General features: G+C 62.4%; 19 protein-coding genes and 1 pseudogene. 10 read left to right on the forward strand and 10 right to left on the reverse strand.

What is annotated here, in order from left to right; all coding sequences use genetic code 11:
• Positions 1-21: 21 nt before the first annotated feature.
• From ACN0SW_RS11485 to mraY, 8 genes are all read left to right on the forward strand, one after another.
• Entirely contained in the window at positions 22-1,425 is a 1,404-nt protein-coding gene (locus ACN0SW_RS11485) for a PepSY-associated TM helix domain-containing protein (protein ID WP_417728068.1), read from the forward strand.
• Between the two features lie 724 nt (positions 1,426-2,149).
• The gene (mraZ, locus tag ACN0SW_RS11490; protein WP_417728069.1) at positions 2,150-2,653 is read left to right on the forward strand and encodes a division/cell wall cluster transcriptional repressor MraZ; all 504 of its coding nucleotides are present in this window, start codon (positions 2,150-2,152) and stop codon (positions 2,651-2,653) included.
• 3 nt (positions 2,654-2,656) lie between these two features.
• Positions 2,657-3,649, forward strand: coding sequence for a 16S rRNA (cytosine(1402)-N(4))-methyltransferase RsmH (gene rsmH, locus ACN0SW_RS11495; protein ID WP_417728070.1), 993 nt, complete (start codon positions 2,657-2,659; stop codon positions 3,647-3,649).
• A complete protein-coding gene (ftsL, locus tag ACN0SW_RS11500; RefSeq protein WP_417728071.1) occupies positions 3,646-3,993 on the forward strand; it encodes a cell division protein FtsL in 348 nt (115 codons plus the stop codon). The genes rsmH and ftsL overlap by 4 nt, the downstream gene beginning before the upstream one ends.
• Positions 3,990-5,774 carry a peptidoglycan D,D-transpeptidase FtsI family protein gene (locus ACN0SW_RS11505; RefSeq protein ID WP_417728072.1) on the forward strand — a complete coding sequence of 595 codons (1,785 nt, stop codon included), beginning with the start codon at positions 3,990-3,992 and terminating at the stop codon, positions 5,772-5,774. Before ftsL ends, ACN0SW_RS11505 begins: the two co-directional genes overlap by 4 nt.
• Positions 5,775-5,793: 19 nt before the next feature.
• On the forward strand, positions 5,794-7,275 hold the full coding sequence (locus ACN0SW_RS11510) for a UDP-N-acetylmuramoyl-L-alanyl-D-glutamate--2,6-diaminopimelate ligase (RefSeq protein ID WP_417728073.1): 1,482 nt from the start codon (positions 5,794-5,796) through the stop codon (positions 7,273-7,275).
• Entirely contained in the window at positions 7,272-8,702 is a 1,431-nt protein-coding gene (locus ACN0SW_RS11515) for a UDP-N-acetylmuramoyl-tripeptide--D-alanyl-D-alanine ligase (protein ID WP_417728074.1), read from the forward strand. Before ACN0SW_RS11510 ends, ACN0SW_RS11515 begins: the two co-directional genes overlap by 4 nt.
• 5 nt (positions 8,703-8,707) lie before the next feature.
• Entirely contained in the window at positions 8,708-9,790 is a 1,083-nt protein-coding gene (mraY, locus tag ACN0SW_RS11520; RefSeq protein WP_417728075.1) for a phospho-N-acetylmuramoyl-pentapeptide-transferase, read from the forward strand.
• 102 nt (positions 9,791-9,892) lie between these two features.
• On the opposite strand, the gene dtd is transcribed toward mraY, so the two are convergent.
• The 10 genes and pseudogenes from dtd to ACN0SW_RS11570 form a co-directional block, all read right to left on the reverse strand.
• Positions 9,893-10,330: a D-aminoacyl-tRNA deacylase gene (gene dtd, locus ACN0SW_RS11525; RefSeq protein ID WP_417728076.1), complete on the reverse strand. Its 438-nt coding sequence runs from the start codon at positions 10,328-10,330 to the stop codon at positions 9,893-9,895.
• A 26-nt stretch (positions 10,331-10,356) separates the two neighbouring features.
• Positions 10,357-11,031, reverse strand: coding sequence for a nitroreductase (locus ACN0SW_RS11530; RefSeq protein WP_417728077.1), 675 nt, complete (start codon positions 11,029-11,031; stop codon positions 10,357-10,359).
• 113 nt (positions 11,032-11,144) lie between these two features.
• The gene (locus ACN0SW_RS11535; RefSeq protein ID WP_417728078.1) at positions 11,145-12,239 is read right to left on the reverse strand and encodes a primosomal protein N' (replication factor Y) - superfamily II helicase; all 1,095 of its coding nucleotides are present in this window, start codon (positions 12,237-12,239) and stop codon (positions 11,145-11,147) included.
• Positions 12,240-12,247: 8 nt separating this feature from the next.
• Positions 12,248-12,652 (reverse strand): Rid family hydrolase, encoded by a 405-nt coding sequence (locus tag ACN0SW_RS11540; RefSeq protein ID WP_417728079.1) that lies wholly within the window; start codon positions 12,650-12,652, stop codon positions 12,248-12,250.
• Positions 12,653-12,753: 101 nt separating this feature from the next.
• Positions 12,754-13,875, reverse strand: a complete 1,122-nt coding sequence (locus ACN0SW_RS11545) for an SPFH domain-containing protein (RefSeq protein WP_417728080.1) — start codon at positions 13,873-13,875, stop codon at positions 12,754-12,756.
• 24 nt (positions 13,876-13,899) lie between these two features.
• Positions 13,900-14,853 (reverse strand): DUF2927 domain-containing protein, encoded by a 954-nt coding sequence (locus ACN0SW_RS11550; protein WP_417728081.1) that lies wholly within the window; start codon positions 14,851-14,853, stop codon positions 13,900-13,902.
• Positions 14,854-14,862: 9 nt separating this feature from the next.
• On the reverse strand, positions 14,863-16,062 hold the full coding sequence (locus ACN0SW_RS11555; RefSeq protein ID WP_417728082.1) for a toxic anion resistance protein: 1,200 nt from the start codon (positions 16,060-16,062) through the stop codon (positions 14,863-14,865).
• Between the two features lie 14 nt (positions 16,063-16,076).
• Positions 16,077-16,979, reverse strand: a complete 903-nt coding sequence (locus ACN0SW_RS11560) for a 5-bromo-4-chloroindolyl phosphate hydrolysis family protein (protein ID WP_417728083.1) — start codon at positions 16,977-16,979, stop codon at positions 16,077-16,079.
• Between the two features lie 221 nt (positions 16,980-17,200).
• Positions 17,201-17,593, reverse strand: a complete 393-nt coding sequence (locus tag ACN0SW_RS11565; RefSeq protein WP_417728084.1) for a hypothetical protein — start codon at positions 17,591-17,593, stop codon at positions 17,201-17,203.
• A gap of 4 nt (positions 17,594-17,597) precedes the next feature.
• A pseudogene (locus ACN0SW_RS11570) lies at positions 17,598-17,825 on the reverse strand (alkane 1-monooxygenase); the annotation flags it as partial.
• A gap of 362 nt (positions 17,826-18,187) precedes the next feature.
• Here ACN0SW_RS11570 and ACN0SW_RS11575 point away from each other — a divergent pair.
• Together ACN0SW_RS11575 and ftsY are read left to right on the forward strand one after the other, a co-directional pair.
• A complete protein-coding gene (locus tag ACN0SW_RS11575; protein WP_417728085.1) occupies positions 18,188-19,885 on the forward strand; it encodes an NAD(P)H-dependent oxidoreductase subunit E in 1,698 nt (565 codons plus the stop codon).
• Between the two features lie 68 nt (positions 19,886-19,953).
• Positions 19,954-21,147, forward strand: coding sequence for a signal recognition particle-docking protein FtsY (ftsY, locus tag ACN0SW_RS11580; RefSeq protein ID WP_417728086.1), 1,194 nt, complete (start codon positions 19,954-19,956; stop codon positions 21,145-21,147).

Below are 21,147 nucleotides of genomic sequence, written 5' to 3' on the forward strand. Positions count from 1 at the left end.
GTATCTCTGATGGAGTTTTCCATGACGTCGATTGATACGGCCTATCCCCCTGCGCAGGCGCGCCCGGGGGGCAACAAATTCTATTTTGCAGCGTGGCGTTGGCATTTCTATGCCGGGCTTTTTGTAATCCCATTCTTCTGCATCCTTGCGGTTACCGGCATGATGATGCTGTGGATTTCCTGGGTGGACGGGCGTGACGGCGAACGCACGCCGGTGGTGCCGCAAGCCGCGGCTCTGGCCGTGTCAGCGCAGGCTGAAGGCGCGCTTGGCGCTGTTCCCGGTGGCACGCTCAAGCAATATGTCGCCCCACGCAGCGCCGGTCTGGCGGCGATTTTTCGCGTCGATCGTGATGGTGATGCCAATATGGTTGTCGTCAATCCCTATACCGCAGAGGTGCTGGAGATCTTTCCGCGTCGGTCCGGCTGGTATGATTTCGCCGATGGTATCCACAGTGAGTTGATGTTGGGTGTGACTGGCGACCGGATGCTGGAGGTTGCAGCCTCTCTGGGTATGGTTCTGATTGCCACCGGCCTCTATATGTGGTGGCCGCGTGAGGCGGGATGGCGTGCCGCGCTGATCCCCACATTCGGACGGGGCCGGGCGCTCTGGCGGTCGTTGCACGGGGTGCTGGGGTTCTGGATTTCAATTGTTCTGGTGTTCTTTCTGGTGTCCGGCCTCGCCTGGACAGGTGTCTGGGGCGAAAAAATGGTTCAGGCTTGGAGTCAGTTCCCCGCTGAGAAATGGGATAACGTGCCGCTGTCGGACGATATTCACGCCAGCATGAACCATGACCGCAAAGAGGTGCCTTGGGCGTTGGAACTGACGCCCATGCCCGCCTCGGGCAGTCATGCGGGGCATGCAGGGCTTGCCGAGGGAACGGTGGTGGATATCGACACACTCAATGCTTTGGCGCGCGAGATCGGATTTAAGGCGCGCTATCAGCTCAATCTGCCAGCTGGCGAAACCGGCGTCTGGACCATCAACCGCGATTCCATGAACACTGATGACACGGATCCCACTTCTGATCGCACGGTGCATGTGGATCAATATACCGGCAATATCCTCGCTGATGTGCGATATGCGGATTATTCGCTGGCGGGCAAGGCGATGGCGGTGGGTATTGCGCTGCATATGGGCACCATGGGGCTCTGGAGCGTACTGGCCAACACGGCGGTCTGCCTTGCGGTGCTGTTTCTCTGTATCAGTGCGGTGGTGATGTGGTGGACGCGACGACCTGCGGGGGCGGGTGGGCGTCTTGCGGCGCCGCCGCTGCCCAAGGACATGCCGATGTGGCAGGGGGCTGTATTGATCGGATTGGTGGTGTCGCTGGCCTTTCCTTTGGCGGGGCTCACGCTGATCGCGGTTCTGGCTCTTGACGGGGCGATCCTGTCGCGCCTGCCTGCATTGCGGCGATTGGTGAGCTGATCACGGACGAAGGTGCCCGGTCGCCCCGGTCATTCAGGCGCAAGCCCAAGCCGAACCCCGCCCAAGTGGCGGGGTTCAGTCGTTTTGAGGCATGGGATGGGGTTTCTTACGGGAACTGATGGGATTAACGCCTGCAGGTGGCACAAATGCGCGGATATCCGCGAATCACCCGGCTGATGTGGCGGGTATTCGCGTGCGATTTCCAATTATTTTAAGGTCATTTCATGGGAAAAAGCCTGTGAACTAGATTTGATCTCAAAATGAATGGGAATTCATGGTACATTTCTGAATGGCCTCTATTTTCACATATATTGATGTCATACGGATAAGCTCCACAATATGAGGTGTTATATTGATCGAGTTTGACACATTATGTTGTTCGGAGATCTATTCGAAAACAACATCATGTGGCTGATTGCGAAAAAAATCATTGCTATGGGAGAATTTCCCAGTGTATCAATAATGCACGATGAGGACGGGATCACAGAGGGGCGACAAGACCCCGAAAACTCCCAAGTCAGGTTTCATACAGGCCCCCGCTTTCATCGAACAAAGAGATCCGGCGCGCGAGCGAGCAGACATCCCCCCAGGTGGCGCGCGCAGTCGGACACCCCGCTCAAGCGGGACGAGGGCGGCGGGTTGATCAGTGGCAGCAGATCAACTCGCCGTTTCGTGTCTGAGGGGTGCGTTTCATTCGGGGGCGGCATAAAGGACCAACGGGACAGTGGGCCGGATATTCAGAGGTGAGAGCCTCCACAAGGTGGATGGAAAGGGCAGGGTATCAATCCCGGCCCTGTTTCGCCGTGTGATCGAGGCCTCTGACCCGAACTGGACCGACGGTCTGAACCCGGAACTGATTATTGTTTATGGCGATCACCGCCGCCGCTATCTCGAATGCTACACCATCGAGGCGATGCAGGAGGTCGATGACAAGATCAACGCCTTGCCGCGCGGTTCTAATGCGCGCAAGCATCTGCAACGGATGTTCCATGGTCAAAGCTTTCCCACCTCGGTCGACGAGACCGGGCGGCTGGTGCTGCCTGCCAAGTTGCGCAAGAAAATCGAGCTAGAGGGGGATGCGTTTTTTATCGCTGCGGGCGACACCTTTCAGATCTGGAAGCCCGAGACCTATGAGAGCGAAGAGCTTGCCAAGACCGAAGACTGGTTGAACGATTTCCCCGAGGATTTCGACCCGCTGATCCTGCTCGATAATCCGGAAGGGGCTTGACCCATGGCCGCTGCCGCCGCCCCAAAAGATACCGCACCGCATATCCCCGTTCTCTTGCGCCCGCTGATTGCCGCCGTGGCGCCGGTGCGCGGGGTCTGGCTGGACGGGACGCTGGGGGCGGGGGGCTATACCCGCGCATTGCTGGAGGCGGGGGCAGACCAGGTGATCGGCGTGGACCGTGACCCGCTGGCGCTGGAGATGGCGCGGGACTGGGGTGCGGCCTATGGCGAGCGGCTGCGGCTGGTGCAGGGCAATTTCGCGCAGATGGATGACTATGCCACGGATCTTGACGGGGTCGTGCTTGATCTGGGGGTGTCTTCGATGCAGTTGGATCGGGCCGAGCGGGGGTTTTCCTTTATGAAGGACGGCCCGCTCGACATGCGGATGAGCCAGGATGGGCCGACGGCTGCCGATCTTGTGAATACGGCGGCTGAGGCGGAACTAGCGGATATCCTTTATCTTTATGGCGAAGAACGGGCGAGCCGCAGGATCGCGCGGGCAATTGTCAAGGCGCGGGACGTGGCCCCGATCGAAACCACGCTGCAACTAGCGAGCCTTGTCGAGCGGTGCTTGCCGCGCTCCAAGCCCGGTCAGGCGCATGCGGCGACGCGGAGTTTTCAGGCGATCCGCATTGCGGTGAATGACGAATATGGCGCGCTCATCGACGGGTTGGAGGCGGCAGAGCGGGCGCTGCGGCCGGGTGGGCAATTGGCAGTGGTGACATTCCATTCCATCGAGGACAGAATGGTCAAGCGTTTCATGCAGTTACGTTCGGGGGGCGGTGGCACTGGCAGCCGACACGCCCCCGAAATCGCGCGGGAAGAGCCGCAATTTATCCTCAAATCACGCAAGGCCATCGGGCCTGATGATGAAGAATTAGCCGAAAATCCGCGCTCGCGCTCGGCCCGGTTGCGCGTGGCGGTCCGTACAGATGTGCGGGCTGGACGTACGGAGCGTACACAACTTGGGATGCCCATGTTGAAGGGAGAGAGATGATGCGCAGTCTCATCTGTGTCTTGACAGCGCTTTCGGTGATTGGCTTGGCCTTTTGGGCCTATCGGGAAAATTATCGCACCCAAGAGGCGCAGGCGCAGGCGCAAGAGTTGCAGCGCGGCATCGGCGCGGCGCGGGCGCGGCTTCGGGTGCTCAATGCCGAATGGGCCTATCTTAACCGTCCTGATCGTCTGATGGATCTGGTGGAGTTGAACTACGACAAGCTGGGTTTGTTGCCGCTGCAACCCTATCAGTTTGGCCGCGTCGATCAGGTGGCATTCCCCAAGCCGGCAGAATTGCCGATCAGCAATCCCGTTGATGTCTCGAACATGGAGCAGTTCCCATGATCCGCACACCGCTGCGCCCGCTGGCGCGCATTCTGGAGGCGCGCAGCCGGGGTGAGAACCCGGATGCGATTGAGCGCGAGAATATCCGGTTGCGCCATGAAGAGATGCGCGATCGCGCGCGGCGCCGAGCCGAAGGGCGGCTCTTGGTGCTGGCAGGGGTGTTTTTTCTGGCATTTACGGTTGTAGGCGGGCGGATGGCGGTTTTGGCCGGGACCGAGCCGTCTGAGCCTACCACGAGCGTTGCAGGGGCGCAGATATTTGCGCAGCGGGCCGATATTGTGGACCGCGAGGGACGCATGCTTGCCACCAATTTCGACACGCACAGTCTCTATGCGCAGCCGCAGCAGATGATCGACCCGGTGCATGCCGTAGAAAAACTGGTTGAGATTTTTCCCGATCTGAACGGCGAGCGGTTGCTTCGGGATTTTACCGGATCGCGCAAGTTCCTGTGGATCAAGAAGAAAATCAGCCCCGAGCAACAGCAGGCCGTGCATGATATTGGCGAGCCGGGACTGCTGTTTGGTCCGCGTGAGATGCGGCTCTATCCCAATGGCCGGTTGGCGGCGCATGTGCTGGGCGGCACCGGCTTTGGTCGTGAGGGGGTGCATGCCGCCGAACTGGTCGGCGTGGCGGGCATTGAGCGGCATCAGGATGCGCGGTTGCGGGACCCGGCGCAGGCGCATGAGCCGCTGGTTCTTTCGCTTGATCTGAGCGTGCAGGCGGCGATGGAGCGGGTTCTCGACGGCGGCATGAAGATCATGAACGCCAAGGGGGCTGCGGGCATCCTGATGGATGTGCATACCGGCGAGGTTGTGGCCGTGGCCTCTTTGCCCGATTTCGACCCCAACGATCGCCCGGCATTGCCGACATCGGGCAGCCCGAGTGACAGCCCGCTCTTTAATCGTGCGGTGCAGGGGGTTTATGAACTGGGCAGCACGTTCAAGGTGTTCCCGGTGGCGCAGGCGCTGGATCTGGGGATGCTGACGCCTGAAACCATGATCAACACGAAGAGCCCGATGCAATGGGGTAAGTTTCGCATCCGCGATTTCAAGAATTACGGGCCGGAGTTGAGCGTCACCAAGGTGATCGTCAAATCCTCGAACGTCGGCACGGCGCGTATCGCCATTGAAATCGGTGCCAAGCGGCAACGCGAGTTTCTGGATCAACTGGGGTTCATGGCCCCGGTCGAGCTGGAAATTGCCGAAGCCTCGGGCAGCACACCGCTCTTGCCCAAGAACTGGTCCGAGCTGTCAACCATGACGATCTCTTATGGTCACGGGTTGTCGGTCAGCCCGATGCATCTGGCGGCTGGCTATGCCACGATTGCCAACGGCGGGCGGCGGGTGACACCGACCCTGCTGCGCGATCCGAACCGCGCGCCGGGTCCGCGGGTCATTACCGAAGAGACCGCTGCGGCGATGCGGGAAATCTTGCGGCATGTCGTGACCGAAGGCACGGCGAGCCTTGGCGATGTGCCGGGCTATGCGGTCGGCGGCAAGACCGGCACCGCCGACAAACCCAAGGAACGCGGTGGCGGTTATTACAAGGATAAGGTCATTTCGACCTTTGCCAGCATGTTTCCGGCGCATGATCCGAAATACGTTTTGGTGGTGACATTGGACGAGCCGGTCGAGACCTCTGGGGATGAGCCGCGCCGCACTGCGGGCTGGACCGCCGTGCCGGTGGTCGCCGAAATCATCCGTCGCGTCGCCCCTTTGCTGGGGCTACGACCCGAGATTGAACCCAGCCCGCTTGCTGCTATAAGCCTGACATCGAATTAAGCCGGAACGGGGCAGTGCGGTGGGGCAGATTAAATCATTGGCGGCTTTGGGACTGACCGCCCAAGCCGGTCGGCAAGCCGAGGTAACAGGATTGGCGGTGGACAGCCGCGAGGTGAGGCCGGGATTTCTATTTGCCGCGCTGCCGGGGACCAAGGTGCATGGTGCGGAGTTCATCCAATATGCATTGCGGCAGGGGGCGGGGGCGATCCTGACCGATGCCACGGGCGCGCGGATGGCGCAGGAATTTCTGAGCCTGAGCGATGCGGCCTTGGTGGTGGCCGAAGACCCGCGCCAGACGCTGGCCTTTGCCGCCGCGCTGTGGTTCGGCGCGCAGCCTGAGACGATGATCGCGGTGACCGGCACCAATGGCAAGACGTCCGTCGCGACCTTTACCCGGCAGATCTGGGAGCGTCTGGGCTTTGACGCGGTCAACCTTGGGACCACCGGGGTCGAGGGGGCCTATAGCGCGCCTCTGGGACATACCACGCCCGAGCCCATTACCCTGCATCGCATGTTGGCCAAGTGCGAAATAGCCGGGGTGACCCATGCCGCGATGGAGGCCTCGTCGCATGGGTTGGCGCAGCGGCGTTTGGATGGTGTGCATCTGATGGCGGCGGGGTTCACCAATTTCACACAGGATCATCTGGATTATCACGCCAGCTTTGACGACTATTTCGCGGCCAAGGCGGGGCTCTTTGCCCGCGTTTTGCCCGAGGATGGGGTGGCGGTGATCAATATCGACGATGCCCGCGGGGCCGAGATGGCGGCGATTGCGACGGAACGGGGTCAAGATCTTATCACTGTGGGGCGTGCGCCGGGCGCTGATCTGCGCCTGTTGGCGCAGCGGTTCGATGCCACGGGGCAGTCGGTCCGGTTCGAGTGGGAGGATGAGGTCACTCAGGTGCGTCTTGATTTGATTGGTGGGTTTCAGGCGGAAAATGTGCTCTTGGCGGCGGGGCTGGTGATTGGGGCCGGGGCCGATGCCGAGCGGGTGTTCGAGGTTTTGCCTGGCATGAAGACGGTGCGGGGCCGCATGCAGTTGGCCGCGACGCGGAGCACTGGCGCGGCGGTGTTTGTCGATTATGCCCATACGCCCGATGCGGTGGCCACCGCGCTCAAGGCGCTGCGCCCGCATGTGATGGGGCGTTTGATTGCGATCGTGGGGGCGGGCGGCGACCGTGACCGGGCCAAGCGTCCGCTGATGGGACAGGCCGCCGGGGCCCATGCCGATCTGGTGATCGTGACCGATGACAATCCACGCTCGGAAGATCCCGCAAGCATTCGTGCGGCGGTGATGGCGGGCTGTCCGGGGGCGTCTGAGGTGGGCGACCGGGCCGAGGCGATCTTGCGCGGGGTGGATGCGCTGGGGCCGGGGGACGCGCTGTTGATCTGTGGCAAGGGCCATGAGACCGGGCAGGTCGTGGGTGATGATGTGTTACCGTTCGACGATGTGGAACAGGCAAGTTTGGCGGTGACGGTTCTGGATGGGGGGCGGGTATGAGCCTTTGGTCTGCACATGAGGCTGCGGCGGCCACCGGCGGCCGTGCGACGGGCGACTGGCAGGCGTCGGGCGTGTCGATCGACACGCGCACGCTGCGGCCCGGCGATCTGTTCGTGGCGCTGAACGCGGCGCGCGACGGGCATGAGTTTGTCGCGCAAGCGCTGGCCAAGGGGGCGGCGGCCGCATTGGTGAGTCGCGTGCCCGAAGGGGTGCCCGCCGATGCGCCGCTCCTGATCGTTGCGGATGTGCAGGCGGGGCTTGAGGCGCTGGGGCGCGCAGGGCGTGCGCGCACGCAGGCCAGGGTGGTGGCGGTGACCGGATCGGTTGGCAAGACCTCGACCAAGGAAATGCTGCGCGATGTGCTGGGCCATCAGGGCCGCACTCATGCCGCAGAGGCCAGCTACAACAATCATTGGGGGGTGCCGCTAACGCTGGCGCGGATGCCGGTCGATACCCGGTTCGCCGTGATCGAGATCGGTATGAACCATCCGGGCGAGATAGCGCCCCTGGCGCGTATGGCGCGGCCGCATGTGGCGGTGATCACGACGGTCGCGGCGGCGCATCTTGAGGCGTTCGAGAATATCGAAGGGATTGCGCGCGAAAAGGCCAGCATCTTTGCAGGGTTGGAGCCGGGGGGCGTGGCGGTGATCAACGCCGATATCGCGACCGCGCCGATCCTGCGGGCCGAGGCCGGGCGCTGGGCGGCGCGGACCGTCAGCTTTGGCACTGCGAAGGGTGCGCATCACCGGCTGCTCAATGTGGAACTACATGACCGGGTGACGGTGGGCCATGCCCGCGCCTGGCGCTCGCCTTTGGTTTACAAGGTTGGCGTGCCGGGGCGGCATTTCGCGATGAATGCGCTGGCGGTGCTGGCGGTGGTGCAGGTGCTGGGCTGTGACCGGGCGGTGGCGATGGCCGATCTCGCGAGTTGGGCCCCGCCTGCCGGGCGCGGTACCCGAGAGGAACTGGTACTTGATCTGACCAGTGATGGCATGAGCATCGACCTGATCGACGATGCGTTCAACGCCAACCCCACTTCGATGGCAGCCGCCCTCGAAGTGCTGGCCGCCGCGCATCCGCGCGATGGGGTGGGCCGCGTGGCGCATGGGCGACGGATTGCAATTCTGGGCGATATGTTGGAATTGGGCGCTGATGAGGCGGCGATGCACATTGGTCTGGCCGATCTGCCCGATGTGGCGCGGATTGACGAGATCCACTGTGTCGGGCCGCGCATGCGCGCGCTGTGGGATGTGTTACCCAAGGTGCGTCGGGGCCGGTGGGTTGCGACCGCTGAAGAGCTGGCGGCGCAGGCGCACCGGTTGATCGACGCGGGCGATGTGGTTCTGGTAAAAGGATCCAAGGGGAGCCGGGTAAGTTTGGTGGTCGAGGCGCTGCGCCGCGCGGGCCGAGTGGCAGAAGAAGGATAACCGGAATGCTATATTGGCTGACCATCTGGTCGGATGGCGGGGATTTCTTCAATCTTTTCCGCTACATCACGTTTCGTGCGGGTGGGGCCTTTATGACGGCGCTGATCTTTGGGTTCTTGTTTGGCCCCCCGCTGATCCTTGTGCTGCGCAAGCGGCAGGGCAAGGGCCAACCCATCCGCAGCGACGGGCCGGAGGGGCATTTTTCCAAGGCGGGCACGCCCACCATGGGGGGGCTCTTGATTGTGGGGGCGCTTTTGACCTCGACCCTGCTCTGGGCGCGGCTGGACAATCCCTATGTCTGGCTGGTGCTGTTTGTCACCGTGGCCTTTGGCCTGATCGGGTTTGCGGATGACTACGCCAAGGTCAGCAAGCAGAACGTCAACGGTGTCTCAAGCAAGACGCGTCTGGCGCTTGGGTTTTTGATTGCCTTTTTCGCGGCCTACTGGGCCGCTTTGCATCATCCTGACGAGTTGCAATATCAACTGGCCTTGCCGGTTTTCAAGGATGTGCTGGTCAATATGGGGTTCCTTTTCATTCCGTTTGCGATGTTCGTCATCGTGGGGGCGGCCAATGCCGTGAACCTGACGGATGGTTTGGACGGTCTGGCGATCATGCCTGTGATGATCGCCTCGGCGGCGTTAGGGGTGATTGCCTACACGGTTGGCCGGGTCGATTTCACCGATTATCTGGGGCTGCATTATGTACCGGGCACCGGCGAAATTCTGATATTCGTTGCAGGCCTTGTGGGCGGCGGTCTGGGATTCCTGTGGTATAATGCACCGCCTGCGGCGGTCTTCATGGGCGATACCGGATCGCTGGCGCTGGGCGGGGCCTTGGGCGCGATTGCGGTGGCGACCAAGCATGAGCTTGTGTTGGGGATCGTGGGCGGGCTCTTTGTGGTCGAGGCGCTGTCTGTGATCATTCAGGTGATCTATTTCAAGCGCACCGGCAAGCGGGTGTTTCTGATGGCCCCCATTCACCACCATTACGAGAAAAAGGGCTGGGCCGAGCCGCAGATCGTTATCCGGTTCTGGATCATTGCGCTTATTCTGGCGATGATCGGGTTGGCGACGCTCAAGCTACGGTGAAACGCGGGCGGGGTTTGGTCTGAGGCGGTTATTGAGCCCCGCACGGCGCAGCGTTCCGGGCAAACGACCGCTCAGGGCCAAAATCACCCGCATCCCCGGCGCTCAACTCTCCATCCAGATCGTCACCGGCCCGTCATTGAGCAACGAGACCTGCATGTTGGCCCCAAAGCGCCCGGTTTCGGTGGGAATGCCCAAAGCTGCGATCTGGCCAGCGAAATATTCGTAGAGATGACGGCCTGTTTCGGGATCGGCCGCAGTGGAAAAGCCCGGTCGATTGCCGCGTGAGGTGTCGGCGGCAAGGGTGAACTGGCTGATGACCAGCGCCGCGCCGCCGATGTCGGTGAGCGAGCGGTTCATCTTGCCCGCCTCATCGGTGAAAATGCGCAGCTTGGCGATTTTCTGCGCAAGCCGACCGGCCTCGGCCTCGGTATCGCCCTGCATGGCACAGATGAGGATCAAGAGACCCCGCCCGCAGTGGCCGATGATCTGGTCGTCAACGGTAACGGAGGCATGGGAGACACGTTGCAGAAGGGCGCGCATGGGGACCTTGGATCAAAAGAGAGGGATCAGCCGCGTGGGTCGTAGATCTCGGACAGATCCGCGCGGCTGGTGCGAAATCCGTTGGTGGCGTGATCGGAATCGGGCAGGCCAAAGGAGATGGCGCACAGGATCAGGCGGCTGTCGGGCAGGTCGAAATGCTGGCGGATCATCGGCGCGTAAGCCGCGACCGAGGCCTGTGCGATGCTGGCCACGCCAAGCGCGGTGGCCGCGAGCATGAAAGCTGTGACGAATCCGCCTGTGTCCATTGCGCCATAAGACCCCAGCGCGGCCTCGGAATGGAGGATGGCCACATGCGGCGCGCCAAAGAGCTGATAGTTCTGCATGGATTGCTCGGCCCGCCCGGCACGATCGTTGCGCGCGATACCCGCCGCCTCGTAGAGTTGCAGGCCACAGTCGCGGCGGCGGGTGCCATGCGCGCCCGGATAGCTCTCGGGCCAAGGCAGATCGGGAGAGGGGCTGTCATTCCGGACCGCATCCAGCAGCGCCGCGCGAAAGCGGTCGGTTTCTTGGCCATGTGTGATGGTGATCTGCCACGGCTGGGCGTTGCACCACGAGGGCGCGCGGCCTGCGGCGGTGACGATCTGGCGGATCGTATCCTCGGGCACAGGTTCGGACCGAAAGGCGCGGCAGGAATAACGAGCGTGCAGAATGGCGTGCAACGTATCGAAATCGTTTGTCATTCAGAGATGTCCTTGCGTGGCCATGATCACCAAGACCTGTGGCCTTGGCCGCCCAGCATAGGGGGAGTTTTTCGGGTTATCCATGCCCCGGCGGTGAATTTTCAGGGCGGGTTTCATAAAACGCCTTGTTCCAGTGCGATGACATAGCCCACGGCCCCCGCGATGAGCGCGCCGAGGATCACGGCCAGCGTGATCTTCCAGATCGACCACGGGCGTTCGCCCTGCACCCGGCCCGTGCGGCCATTGACCACAAAGCGATAGGTTTCGCCGCGATATTTATAGGCCGCAAGCCAGACCGGGAGCAGGATGTGCTTGAAGGTGACCGCGCTGACCTGGGTGTTGATTTCGTGGATTTGCTGGCGGTCGCCGCCGATGTCAAAGCGCACGTCGCGGGCGATGATCGCGTCCATCCGGGTGCGTGCCTCGGTGAACCCGACATCCAGTTCGATGCTGTAGCCTTCGGCGCGAAAGCCTGCGAGATATTCCGGCGCGTAGGGTTCCAATGCCGCCAGATCCCAAGGCTCCAACGCATCGGTAAAGCGTTTGGGCAGGGAGTGCGAGGCCAGCACAAGCACGTCGTCAAAGAACCGCGCCACCCGCCCCGAGGCCGGGGTCCAGCGGATTTTTGGCACTTGCATGGTCTGGCGTTTGCCGTCGCGGATCACGGTTTGAGTTTCGTAATAGACCGTGCCACGCTCGCCGCGATAGCTGGATTTGGTATCGGCGTCGAAGGTCCAGTAGGGCACATATATGCCCTGCATTCGGCGGCCCTTGCGGGCGTAATCCTGAAGCCCGTTCGGTGCAAACCAGAGGCGGCCCAGCCAGTCGGTCATTGCTTGTCGTGCGGTGGCCTCGTCCAGAGCAAAGGGCAAGAGCGCGCGGGGTTTTATATGGCGGTGGGGGCCGGTGTCGGTGACGACCGGCGAGGCGCAGAACGGGCATTCGACGGCATGGGTGTCAGTGCCAAGCTCGACCTGTGCACCGCAACTGGTGCAGGTGGTGGAGCGGGTTTCCTCCATTTCCTGCGCGGGCAGTTGATCGCGCAGGGCGCGGTCAAAGTCGAGTTCCTTGATGCCGCCCTGCCAAGGGCCGCTGGCCTTGATCGCGTGGATATCGCCGCAATGATCGCAGATCAGGTGGTTCTGACCGGGATCATAACGGTAATCAGCACCACAACTGACACAGGGAAAACGATGCTCCGCAGTCATGCCCGTGGTCACCCGTTCCAGTTTGCGATGATTGCGTCAGCTTCCATCTCGATCAGCCATTCGGGGTTCACGAAACGGTCAATCGCCATGATTGTGTCGACTGGCCGGACATCCACGAAGTATTCCTTGCGAATGTCGATGGCTGCTTTCCAGTTGTTGATGTCGGTCAGGATGACGCGTGTGCGCACCACGTCATGCAGGCCCGATCCGGCCTGTTCCAGCGCGGCCTTGATAATCGCGATGCATTGGCGCGTCTGCATCGCGATGTCCCCGATTCCGACGGTCTTGCCGTCCGCGCCCACCGGGGCTGTGCCGCCAACCGAGATGAAAGGGCCGACACGCACAGCGCGACTGAAGCCGACGATACGTTCCATTGGGTTATTGTTGGAAATCAGTTCACGATCAAAGGTCATGGCGGGTCTCCGGGTGCAGGGGCCGTGAGGGATCAGTCATCAATCATCAATCATGGATCGCGGTGACCGCGGTCCGGAGCAGGGGATTCCGGCGCATGGGATCATGCGCCCGGCGGCGGCGGCGGCAGGACGGTGAAGAGTTGCGCCAGTTCGGCCACATCCTCGGCGCGCAGCCAGCCGTCTTGCCCGGCAGTCCAGACATGGGTGTCGCGCGTCAGTTTGCCATCGGTGACCATGCGGCCCATGGAGGCCTTGGAATAGGGGCCGTGTGTCTGGCCGTTCTCGGCGATGTGCCAGACATGCTCGACCGGCGGCGGCGGTGGCGGGGTTTGCGCGACTGCCGCAGGGCCGGGGCGGGCGCCCCATGGTCCCTGATCGGCCATCTGTTGCGCCATGGCCATGCCCATACCCATACCAAGCCCGGCCCCTATGCCCCCTCCGCCGGATGGGTTCTTGGCTGCGGCGGTCATGGCCTCGGCGGTGGAATACTGGGTGAATTTTCCCAGATCGCCCGCGATGCCCATCGAGGTGCGTTTGTCCAGCGCCGCTTCGACCTCGGGCGGGAGCGAGATGTTTTCGATGTAGAATTCAGGGATGCTGAGGCCGTAGTCGGCAACGATGGCGGAAATTTCGCCCGCCACCAGCTTGCCCAGATCGGCGGTGTTGGCGGCCATGTCGAGCACCGGGATGCCCGAACCTGCGATGATCCGCGAAAACGCCTGGACGATGATGTTGCGGATCTGAAAGCTGATCTCGTCCATGGTGAATTCGCCATCTGTCCCGACGATTTCCGCAAGGAATTTGGCGGCATCAGACACGCGCACCGTATAGGTGCCAAAGGCGCGGATGCGGGTGGGCCCGAATTCCGGATCGCGCAGCATGATGGGGTTTTTGGTGCCCCATTTGAGATTGTTGAACCGGGTCGTGTTGACGAAGTAAATCTCGGATTTGAAGGGTGATCTGAAGCCATGATCCCAATGTTGCAATGAGGTCAGGATTGGCATGTTGTTGGTCTCGAGCATGTAGAGACCGGGGGTGAAGACATCGGCCAATTGCCCCTCATGCACGAATACGGCGGCCTGTCCCTCGCGGACTGTGAGTTTGGCGCCGTATTTGATCTCGTGGCCTTCACGCTCGAACCGCCAGACCATGGTGTCGCGGGTGTCGTCGGTCCAGTGGATGACGTCGATGAACTGGCCGGAGAGAAAATCGAAAATGGACATCGGGAAACTCCTGTGATCGGGATATCAGACCGGCCCGCCCGCCCGCGCATCGAGCAAGCGGCGCAGGATGGGGCGGGCCTCGTCGGGGGTCATGCCGGGCTTGAGGTCAGGGTGATAGAGCAGCCACAAAAGCTCTTCGTCATGGCTGGTGAGCAGGGCAAATTCGTCGTCGTCGTTAAAGATCGAGGGGCGCGCCCCGGGGAAGTCATCGGCAAGGCCCAGCCCCTGCGCCAGTTCTTCGTGCACGCAGGATTGGCGCATCAGGGGGGGGTGTTCGGCGCGGATCAGGGCAATGGCGCGGGGATAGGTGTGATCCTCGCCCTGACCCGGGGAGGCGGCCACAAGACAATGGATCGAGCGTGGCATGTCGCGGAAGATGGCGAGGGTGCTGGGGCCCGCCTCGGGGGCGAGTTGGCGGATCCGTGCGAGCGCTTGGGCGCGGTCATCCTCGCCCATAAAGAGCACATGGAAATTGGGCGTGCCCGTGCCTGTGCTGATCGGGTGACGGGTGACGCGCGCCAGCCGTGCGGTATAGTCCGCGACAACCCGGCGGTCGGCGGCGCGCTGGTCCTCGGACACCGAGGCGCCGAATTCCACGTTGATGCGGACCGGCCCCACCCATTTGCGCAGCCCCCCCGCGCGCCCGGATGAGGGGCGATAGCCGGCTCCCGGCTGATATTCGTCGTAAAAGGCGATCCGCTCAAAATTGCGCAGAATATCAGTGTCGGTATAGGGGGTGTCTGGCCCGCCGCCGTCGCGGCGCAAAAGGCCGCGACTGAGCAGGTCCGTCTCGACCCTCGCGTAATAGGTGGCGAGTGCCTGACTGTTGGCGGAGGGTCCGGGGTCTGAGCCCGCTGGCAGTGCCGTGGGGCGCGCCGCCGGGCGGGCAGATTTGGAGGGGCCTGAGGGCAAGTCACACGCGGCCAGCGCCATGAGCGCCAGCCCCAAGATGCCCCAAGTTCGTGGTCTTGCCCGCATGCCTCTGTCTTAGCTCTTGGGTACGGATGTGGCCGCTGTGTCGCCGGTCCCGTCGCGCCGGGCCTTGGCCGAGGCCAGCGTGTCGCGCAGCTCGGCTTCCATCTTCTTGAGGTCTTCTTCGGCCTTTGCCCGCTTGGCCTTGCCTTCGTCGGCGATCTGGAGGCTCTCTTGGATGGTGCCGATGAGATCGGCATTGGCCTGTTTCACCGCCTCGATATCGAACACGCCGCGTTCCATTTCTTGACGGATCATCTTGTTGCTGTCGCGCAGGTTCTTGGCGTTGGCGGTCAGGAGTTCATTGGTGAGGTTATTGGCATCGCGTACCGCCGCTGCCGCCTCGGCGGAGCGCTGGATCGTGACTGCCTGCGCCAGTTGGGTTTCCCAGAGCGGCACGGTGTTGACGAGGGTCGAGTTGATCTTGGTGACCAGCGATTTATCGTTTTCCTGAACCAGACGGATCGAGGGCAGCGATTGCATGGTCACCTGACGGGTCAGTTTGAGATCATGCACCCGGCGTTCGAGATCGTCACGCGCGGCGCGCAGGTCGCGCAATTCCTGCGCCTTCATGACCTGATCATTCTCAGGCGCGGCCTGAACGGCGGCTTCGGCGGCGGGGATGTCCTTGGTGTCCAGCTCTTTTAGCTTGGCCTCGCCTGCCGCGATGTAGAGCGCCAGTTCGTCATAGAAGGCGAGGGTTTTTTCATAGAGCATGTCGAGGGATTTGATATCCTTCAGCAGCGTGTGCTCATGCGCCAGAAGGTCGTCAGTGATCTTGTCGATCTGGCCCTGCACCTGTTCAAACCGCGCCGTGAACTTGGCAAAGGGCGCGGCGCGGCCCAAGAGTTTCTCCCACCATGACCGTTCGCGGCGCACGTCGAGTTCCGAGACCGCAAAGCCGCGAATCGTGGTGACAATCCCGCGCAGGCTATCGCCCGCCGGTCCCACATCCTTGTTGCGCACGCCTTGCAGCATGGCTTGGGAGATCACCTGCAATTCCGCCTGTGCGGCAGAGCCGAAGGACACGATGGATTGGGTGTCGCCCATGTCGATTTCCGCCATGCGGCGGCTGATTTCCGCGCTTTGCGGCGCGTCTGCCTGGTCGAGCGCGACGATGGCATTGGCATCGCTGGGTTCGGGCAGTATCGCGCGGCTGACGGCCTCGACATCCTTGAGCACGGCTTCAGCTTTTTGGCGGGTGGTCTCTGACATGGTGTCGGTCCTTTTTACGCTAAATCTTTGGTTTCAAGGTGAACGCCCTCGCGCTCCAGCCGGTCGCGCAACACGTCGATTTCGATGTCGAGATCAGTGCTGTTATCGGCCATCAGCGCGCGGGTTTTGGCAGTGAAATTCTGTTCAAGATCCGAGAGCAGCGCGAGATATTTGTCGCGCGCGGCCGTATTCGGCGCTCGGGCATGCAGATCGGAGAATTTCACCGTCGCATCGCGTGCGCCCATCAAATAAACGCCCAGATATCTACGCGCCGCCGTCAGGTCGCGCGGATCATCCTCGACGGTGCGCAGCATGTCACGCACGGTGGTCTGGAACCGTTCGAGCCGGGTTTCGGCCTGTCGGTCCCCGGCGCGTTTGAGTGCATCGGTCATACCGCGCAGATAGTCTTCGGCCTGATCGACGACGCGCGCAACGCGGTCGCTCTGAAAAGTATCGACGCCCGCCATCCCCTTGTCCTTGAGCGGATCGAGGCCAAAGGCAAAGCTGTGCAGAACCGCGCCAAGGCTCGCGTAAATCAGCGGCTCCGAGATGCCGCCGCTGCTGGCATAGCCCGCGATGCCAAGGCCCAGCCCGGTCAGGGCCGACGCAAAGATCTTGCGTGGGATGGCGGGACGGCGCGCGATCTTGCGGGCCTCATAGGCTTCTTGTGCCAGAATACCCTCACGGGTGAGCCACGCGGCCAAAAGGAGCGCGCCCAAGGCAGCGAGGTTAAAGGCCAGTTCGACCGGACCAGAGGTAAAGGCACGGGCAGCGAGCGGCAGGGGCGCGAAGAACAAGAGATTGACGCGCCCGCCCGCGCGGGTGCGCCGCGCACCGCGAAAGCCGCCCCGGTCAGGAGAGGGGGCGGCCTTGTCCCCGCTGTCTGGGCTGAATTTGCCGCCAAACCGCTGCGCCATCAAACGCCCCCTGTCGCCGCGACGAACATGATCAGCGCCACCAGCAAGAAAAACGCCAGTTTCTGAAGTCCTGTGTCACTCATGGCACCCCCGCGACTGGTTTAAGCTGTCTTATTCTGAACTTAGGCGATGGGGGCCGTGCATGCTAGGGGGAAGATTTCCGACACGGGTGCAGCAGGAAATCGGCACCTTGAGGATTTGGGCCAAGACCAAACGGCGCGTCAGACGCCGATTTCCGGACCAAGACACATCAGAGGGGCGTCTGAGCGTTTGACCTCGTAGAGTTCCGAGAAGCTGTCAGCCCCGCTAAAGCGCGCAACGAGACCGCGCTCAGAGCGATCAAAGCTCCAGCATTGGGGGTCGGGGCGGTTGTCATAGACAAAGCAGATAAGCCCGCTGTCCTCATACCAGTGCCCATCCTGACATTCGCCGTCGAGAAACGACCAGCGCACGCGTCGGTCGGGCAGGTATTCCTCGCCGCCATAGGGTGTGCCGCCCGCGCCGTAATAAAACGTTTGGCCGCGTGTATAGGCATCAAATTCGGCGGCGGACATTTGCGCCGCAACGGGATGAGCAAGGCCGGTGAGGGCCGCAAGGTGGATCAAGATGCGCATGCGCTCAGCCTGCCAGATCGGACCGGTTGCCGCCAGAGGATTCGCGCCAGCGGGCCGCGAGCGGGTCCATGACGCGCCGCCAGAGCGGTGGCACGAGTGCAAGCGCCGCCAGGACGGGCAGGGATCCCGGCAGGATCGGCATGGTCGCTGGCGTCAGGTGCAGCGCCGGGTAGGGGCGTTGTGGAGTCACATGATGATCGGAATGCCGCGGCGCGTTGAGGGTCATCGCGGCGACCGGAAATTCCGCCTCGGGATCGGGATTGTCTGTCCGCCCTGCGATCAGCCTGTCGAGGGTAAAGACCAGCACGGTGATATAGCCCAGAGCCAGCCACCCCCAAACCCCGCCCCAGAGTGCCGCCAGCCCGGTCAGAAGCAAGGGCAGGCTGGTGGCGATTTCAAACAGCAGCATGGTTCGATCCTGATTTTGCCTCAGTCTAATCCGGGGCAGGGGTGGCGTACAGGGTTTGATTGGCAAAATCCGGCGCAATTCGCCGCAGGATCAACGCGAATGGTGGTGCAAATGTCGTTTTTGAGGGCCCCGGTCAGGTGACAGGCCGCTAATCTTGAGCGCAACAGGGAAAGAGGAAGATCGCAATGGCATTGGATGATCGCAAGGGTGTCTGGAAATCCGGTGGCGGCAAAGGCCGTCGGACACCGAAGGGGCGGCAGTTGGAAGATGGCGCTTGGGCCGAAGTTCAGGCGCTGTTGGGCGAGAGCACGCCACGGCGGGACCTCTTGATCGAATATCTGCACCGCATTCAGGACCAGTTTGGCCATCTGTCGGCGGCGCATTTGCGTGCTCTGGCTGAAGAAATGCGCCTGTCGCAGGCCGAAGTTTACGAAGTTGCAAGCTTTTACGCGCATTTTGATGTGGTCCGCGAAGGCGAAGTGCCGCCGCCTGCTCTCACCATCCGGGTTTGCGATTCGCTCAGCTGTGAACTGGCAGGGGCGCAGGCCCTGAAATCCGCGCTGGAAGAGGGTGTTGATCCGGCCGAAGTGCGGATTGTGCGCGCGCCTTGCATGGGGCGGTGCGATACCGCGCCGGTGGTGGAACTGGGCCATAATCACATCGACCATGCCACACCCGAAAGCGTGCTGGCCGCGGTGGCCGCAGGCGATACGCATGTGCATGTGCCAACATATGAAGCGCTAGAGGCCTATCGTGCGGCAGGAGGATATGCCACGCTGGCAGAGCTGCGGGCCGCAGGCGACGCCGATGCTGAATTCGAGCGTGTGCAGCAGACGTTGCTGGATGCCGGGTTGCGCGGGCTGGGTGGGGCCGGTTTCCCGTCTGGGCGCAAATGGGGGTTTGTGCGGGCTGAAGCCGGGCCGCGCTATCTCGCTGTCAATGGCGATGAGGGCGAGCCAGGCACATTCAAGGATCGCTATTACCTGGAGCGGCAACCGCATCTTTTCCTTGAGGGGATGCTGATTGCGGCTTGGGCTGTGGCGGCGGAGCGCTGCTTTATCTACATGCGCGACGAATATCCGGCCGTTCTGGAGATCCTCGCCACCGAGATTGCCGCGCTCGAAGCGGCAGGGCTGATTGAGGCAGGCTATGTCGAGCTGCGGCGCGGCGCGGGTGCCTATATCTGCGGCGAAGAAAGCGCGATGATCGAATCGATCGAGGGCAAGCGTGGTTTGCCGCGCCATCGTCCGCCGTTCGTGGCGCAGGTGGGGATTTTCAATCGCCCGACACTGGTGAACAATGTCGAAACCCTGCTGTGGGTCACGCGCATCCTGCGCGAAGGCCCGGAAATCCTGAACACCGTCGAGCATAATGGCCGCAAGGGGCTTCGGTCCTATTCGGTGTCGGGACGGGTGCAAAGGCCGGGTGTGCATCTTTTGCCCGCAGGCTCGACCATCACCGATATCATCGCGGCGGCGGGTGGTATGCTGGAGGGGCACAGCTTTAAGGCCTATCAGCCGGGTGGCCCGTCTTCGGGGCTGTTGCCTGCGTCGATGGACGATATTCCACTCGATTTCGACACGTTGCAGCCGCATGGGTCGTTTATTGGTTCGGCGGCGGTGGTGGTGCTGTCGGATCATGACAGCGCGCGCGATGCGGCGCTCAACATGCTGCGCTTCTTTGAGGATGAAAGCTGTGGTCAATGCACGCCCTGCCGGGTGGGCTGTGAAAAGGCGGTCAAGCTGATGCAGGCCGACCATTGGGATCAGCCGCTCTTGGCAGAACTGTGCACTGCCATGTCTGATGCCAGCATTTGCGGGTTGGGTCAGGCGGCCCCCAATCCCATCCGTCTGACGATGAAGCATTTCGCTGACGAAATCTGAGCCTGCTCAGGCTTCCATATCCCTTCGATCCGCATTAGGTCAGGTATGACACGCGGATCGGAGGGCGCATGGCGTTTTTCTCGAAACTCAAGGAACGGCTGTTCAAATCTTCTTCCAAGCTCGAAGAGGGGCTGGAGGCAATTGTAGACGAGGGCCGGTCAGAGTCCCCCGAGCCCACGGTTCCCGTGCCAGCGCCCGAACCCGAACCGGCGCGCCCGTCGGTTCCGCCGCGTCCCCAAGAGGTGCCTGCGCCGCCGCCGCAAGAGGCCCCGGTCGCACCCGCTCCGCAAGAGGTGCCGCCGCCCCCGTCCGAAGCCATGGCCCCGCCGCACCCGCTCGAAATGCCCGAAGATCTGCCTGCCGCCGCGCCGCGCGCCGGAATCTTGGGGCGGCTTTTGGGGCGCGGTTCGCCAGAGGCTGTGCCGCGCCGGGTGCTTGACGATGCCATGCTCGAGAGCCTTGAAGAGCTTCTGATCGGGGCGGATATGGGCGTGGATACCGCGCTGCGTGTTACGGCCAACATGGCCGAAGGGCGCATGGGAAAGCGGCTCTCGACGCAAGAGGTCAAGGAATTGCTGGCGCAAGAGATCGCACGGATCATGGAGCCGGTGGCGCGCCCGATGCCGATCTACGCCAAACGCCCGCAGGTGGTGCTGGTGGTGGGGGTCAATGGGTCGGGCAAGACCACGACCATCGGCAAGCTTGCGTCACAGTTCAAGGCGGCTGGAAAATCGGTGGTGATTGCCGCCGGTGATACGTTTCGCGCGGCGGCGGTCGAGCAGCTTCAGGTCTGGGGGCAACGGGCTGGCGTCCCGGTGATGACCGCGCCCGAAGGCTCGGACCCGGCAAGCCTTGCCTATGATGCCATGACCCGTGCCGAGGCAGAAGGCGCTGACCTTTTGATGATCGACACGGCGGGGCGATTGCAGAATCGGGCCGACCTGATGGAAGAACTGGCCAAGATCGTGCGCGTCATTCGCAAGAAAGACCCGGATGCGCCGCATAACACGCTGCTGGTACTGGACGCCACAACCGGGCAAAATGCCCTGAGCCAAGTCGCCACCTTTCAGAAGCTCGCCGATGTAACGGGCCTCGTGATGACCAAGCTCGACGGCACCGCGCGCGGCGGCGTTCTGGTGGCGCTGGCGGATAAGTTCGGCCTGCCGATCCATGCTATTGGCGTGGGGGAGCAGATTGACGATCTGGCCCCATTCGATCCGCAGGACTTTGCCGCAGCCCTGACCGGGCTAGAGGTTGAATGA

Origin of the sequence: Roseovarius sp. (genome assembly GCF_048262375.1) — a bacterium.
In the GTDB taxonomy this organism is placed as follows: domain Bacteria; phylum Pseudomonadota; class Alphaproteobacteria; order Rhodobacterales; family Rhodobacteraceae; genus Roseovarius.